This is a genomic window from Streptomyces sp. CO7 (assembly GCF_053474865.1).
On the sequence record NZ_JBRIOU010000004.1, the window covers coordinates 663,325 to 667,801 of the forward strand.

Sequence of the window (4,477 nt, forward strand, 5' to 3'; positions counted from 1 at the left end):
CCGCACGCGTGCCGGGCGCGTCCCGACGCACGCCGCGCACGCGTGCCGGGCGCGTCCCGGCGCGCGGCTCACGCGCGTCGGGCGCGGCTCAGGCGAACCGCTGGTTCGCCGCCCCCGTGCAGCCCTGCAGCACCAGGTTGGCCGTGGCCGAGGGCAGCGTCAGGCACAGCCCGGTGGCCGAGGCGGGCCGCAGCGTGGCGCCCTGCCGCACGAACCGCTGGTTGGCGTCCCCGTGGCAGTCCCACAGGACCAGCCGGGTACCGGCCGTGACGGCGCCGCCGCGGACGTCCAGGCAGCGGTCGTGGGAGAGCGCGGTGTGCACCGTCCCGCGCGTGCCGTCGTGCCACCAGTCCTGGTTGCGCTGCCCGTGGCAGCCGTAGCCGGTGACGGCGGTGTCGTTGCGGCTGGAGACGTTCGCGGCGTCCAGGCAGGTGCCGGTCGCCTCGTTGCGCAGCGGACGGAACATGTCGTCCCAGGCCCCGTCGATCACCTGAACCCCGGCCGGGCCCGCCGGGTCGGCGCAACTGCCCTCGCGGGAGGCCGAGTCGAAGAACTGCCGGAAGCACGCGGCGAAGGCCGTGTGGCCGCGGTGGTTGGGGTGGAAGGACTGGCGCACCGCGTTCTCGTCCGGCGGGAACGGGTTGGAGGCGACCGTCAGGCCGCGCACCCAGGTCTCCTCCATGCAGATCTCGTGGCCGTGGAAGAGCCGCGAGTTGTCCAGGTAGTACGCCCCGCTCGCCCGGGCCGCCTGCCGGATGCCGCGTTCGAACGAGGGGACCGCCTCGTTCCGCGCCCAGGCGAGGTCCTCGTCGGCCAGGGTGCAGCCCCCGGCCAGCTTCCCGGGGAAGTCGGGGTTGTCGCGGATGTCGGGGCCTCCCGGGCTGGGGTAGCCCATCAGGACCAGCTTGTAGGCGCTGTCGGCGTAGCCGGCGTCGCGCATCACGGTGCGCAGGTCGTTCACCGTCGAGGTCACCTTGGGGACCAGGCCGTCCACCCGGGCCTGCCAGCCGGCCCGCAGTTCGGGCGAGCAGGGTCCCTGGAGCAGCAGCCAGTCCAGCGTGCAGTCGGTGACCACCGGGCCGAACCGCAGGTCGTCGTTGGCGCCGACCACGACCACGATCATCTTGACCTTGGTGTTGCGCGCCTTGACGGCCAGGTTGTCGCTCTGCGGGAGTTCGTCGGCGTACTGCGCGGAGCCGTCGAGGCGCAGGTTGACGGTGCTCGCCCCGGAGCACGACACGTTGTAGGTGACGTCGGCGGGGATGCCGGTGCGGTGGATCGCCGCGTCCTCGGAGCGGTGGCACCAGTTGTCCGGGCCGTCGGTGGGTGACTCGTAGTTGCCGACGCCCTCGCCGGAGATCTCGCTGTCGCCCAGCGAGATCAGTGAGGTCCTGCGCCGGTCGAGGGGGCGCTCGGCGGGGTCGCCGTAGAGCGTGACCGACTCGGCCGCGCGGATCGCCTCGAGCCCGGGCGGCAGCGGCGTGGAGGCGGCCGCGGCCGGGGCGGCGGAGGCTCCGGGCGCCGGGAGCCCCAGCAGGGCGGTGGCCGCCACCGCGAAGGCCGCCGCCGCGCGGCCCGCACCGCGCCGGACGGCCCCGCGCCGGGCGCCGGGTCCGGGGGCGTGCCCGGTGTCGTTCCGTGTGCGGTGTCCGGTGCCGGGTCCGTTCCTGGGTGCTGTGCGGTGCACGACGCCTCCTGCATGGTCCGATGTCCCGCTCGGATGTCCCCTTGGGTGTGTACTGGCGGGTAGGGGCGGTTGGGAAGAGGACGAACCGGTCAACCGGTTGAAGGGGGAGGCGTGCGGCGGACCGGCCGGCGCCCCGGCCGGTGCGAACCCGGGTGAGGAAAGGGACGACGATGACGAGCGGGACCGAACGGGAAGCCGCGACGGACGGGTTCGACGGGCCCGGCGCCGAGGGGCAGGCCGGGCAGTGGCGCGTCGAGCACGACTCCATGGGCGAGGTGCGGGTCCCCGCCACGGCGAGGTGGCGGGCGCAGACGCAGCGCGCGGTGGAGAACTTCCCCGTGTCGGGGCAGCGGCTGGAGCGTGCGCACATCGAGGCGCTGGCCCGGATCAAGGGCGCCGCCGCCAAGGTCAACGCCGAACTCGGCGTACTGGACGGCGCGGTGGCTGAGGCGATCCGCGCGGTCGCCGCCGAGGTCGCCGGCGGCGGGTGGGACGACCACTTCCCGGTGGACGTCTTCCAGACCGGCTCGGGGACCTCCTCCAACATGAACATGAACGAGGTGATCGCGTCCCTGGCGTCCGAGCGGCTCGGCCGGGACGTCCATCCCAACGACCATGTGAACGCCTCCCAGTCCTCGAACGACGTCTTCCCCTCCTCCCTCCACATCGCGGCCACGGCCGCGGTCACCCGGGATCTGATCCCCGCGCTGGAACACCTGGCGGGTGCGCTGGAGCGCAAGGCGGAGGAGTTCGCCGACGCGGTGAAGGCGGGCCGGACCCACCTGATGGACGCCACCCCGGTGACCCTCGGGCAGGAGTTCGGCGGCTACGCGGCGCAGGTCCGGTACGGTGTGGAGCGGCTGCGCGCCTCGCTGCCGCGCCTGGCGGAGCTCCCGCTGGGCGGCACGGCGGTCGGCACCGGCATCAACACCCCGCCCGGTTTCTCGGCGGCGGTGATCGCCGAGGTCGCCCGGGACACCGGGCTGCCGCTCACCGAGGCCCGCGACCACTTCGAGGCGCAGAGCGCCCGGGACGGCGTCGTGGAGACCAGCGGGCAGCTGCGGACCGTGGCGGTGAGCCTGACCAAGATCTGCAACGACCTGCGCTGGATGTCGTCGGGACCCCGCACCGGCCTCGCGGAGATCAGCCTGCCCGACCTCCAGCCCGGCTCGTCGATCATGCCGGGGAAGGTCAACCCCGTGGTGCCGGAGGCGGTCCTGATGGTGGCCGCGCAGGTGGTCGGCAACGACGCCACCGTCGCCTGGGCGGGCGCCGCGGGCAACTTCGAGCTGAACGTGATGCTCCCGGTGATCGCCAAGAACGTGCTGGAGTCGGTGCGGCTGCTCGCCAACGCCTCCCGGCTGCTGGCCGACCGGACGGTGGACGGGATCGTCGCGCACCGCGAACGCGCCCTGGAGTACGCCGAGTCCTCGCCGTCCGTGGTCACGCCGCTCAACCGGTACATCGGCTACGAGGAGGCGGCGAAGGTGGCCAAGCGGGCGCTCGCGGAGCGGCGCACCATCCGCCAGGTGGTGCTGGAGGGCGGTTACGTGGACCGCGGCGACCTCACGCTGGAGCAGCTGGACGAGGCCCTGGACGTGCTGCGGATGACCCGGCCCTGACCCTCCGGCGGCCCGTGGGCGGTCCCGGCCGGCCCGGCCGGTGCCGTCCCCTCCGGTGCGTCGCGGGGCGCCGTTCCCCGGCGCGCCGCGTGAAACGCGCGTGATCCGCACCGCAGCGGGCGGGCCCGGACGACGCCTAGGATCGGCCCATGACAGCAGACTGCGGAGCGGCACGGCGGGACGGGAGCGGGGCGACGGAGTACTGGTCCCCCGGCAGTCACATCCTGTGGCGGTACCGGGAGAACGCCGGAAGCGGTTTCCACATCTGCCGGCCCGTCACCGTGGTCCGTGACGACGCCGAACTGCTGGCGGTCTGGCTGGCCCCGGACACCGAGTGCGTCAGACCGGTGCTGGCCGACGGCACCCCGGTCCACCGGGAGCCGCTGGAGTCCCGCTACACCAAGCCCCGTGCCACCCGCCGCGGCCACTGGTTCGGCACCGGCGTGCTGAAGCTGGCGCAGCCCGGGCGTCCGTGGTCGGTGTGGTTGTTCTGGGAATCGGGCTGGCGGTTCAAGAACTGGTACGTCAACCTGGAGGAGCCGCTGGCCCGCTGGGCGGGCGGTGTGGACTCCGAGGACCACTTCCTGGACGTCGTCGTCGGCCCCGACCGCACCTGGGCGTGGCAGGACGAGGACGAGTTCGCCGAGGCGCAGCGCGCCGGACTGATGGACGCGGCCACCGCCGTGCGGGTCCGGGAGGCGGGGCGGCAGGCGGTGGAGGTGGTGCGCGCCTGGGGACCGCCGTTCTCCGACGGCTGGGAGAATTGGCGGCCCGACCCGGCCTGGACGGTTCCGTCCTTGCCGGATGACTGGGACCGCACGCCCGCGCACGTCTCCTCGTGAGACCCTTGATGCGTCGTGGGGGCCGAACCGTAGGATCGTCCTCCGGTACGCGCCCGGCGGGCAACGGCGAGTGTTTCCCCGGGGGTTGACGTCAGGTCAGGCCCGGTGGCAGGGACGAGGGAGTAGGTTCGCGAGACCGGCGCCGGTGAGGGCCGGCGAGCACGGGATTGGCCTTTGGCGGCCCCGGACGGATGGATTCGACAAGCGTGACGGAGCACCCCACACCCGACACCCCGGCCTCCGTGCGCCCCGGCGCAGGCCCGGCCCGGTCCACGGCGCCGCGCGACCGGCGCTCGGGCGCCGCCGGCGCCCGGTCCGAGCACAGT

General features: G+C 74.0%; 3 protein-coding genes. 2 read left to right on the forward strand and 1 reads right to left on the reverse strand.

The window, feature by feature from the left end:
• Positions 1-88 precede the first annotated feature (88 nt).
• The gene (locus ACOV8S_RS15835) at positions 89-1,552 is read right to left on the reverse strand and encodes a ricin-type beta-trefoil lectin domain protein (protein ID WP_448318874.1); all 1,464 of its coding nucleotides are present in this window, start codon (positions 1,550-1,552) and stop codon (positions 89-91) included.
• A gap of 305 nt (positions 1,553-1,857) precedes the next feature.
• On the opposite strand from ACOV8S_RS15835, the gene ACOV8S_RS15840 reads away from it, so the two are divergent.
• Together ACOV8S_RS15840 and fomD are read left to right on the forward strand one after the other, a co-directional pair.
• A complete protein-coding gene (locus ACOV8S_RS15840) occupies positions 1,858-3,309 on the forward strand; it encodes a class II fumarate hydratase (protein WP_448318465.1) in 1,452 nt (483 codons plus the stop codon).
• Between the two features lie 149 nt (positions 3,310-3,458).
• Complete coding sequence (fomD, locus tag ACOV8S_RS15845) at positions 3,459-4,151, forward strand: cytidylyl-2-hydroxypropylphosphonate hydrolase (protein ID WP_448318466.1); 693 nt, start codon at positions 3,459-3,461, stop codon at positions 4,149-4,151.
• Positions 4,152-4,477 lie beyond the last annotated feature (326 nt).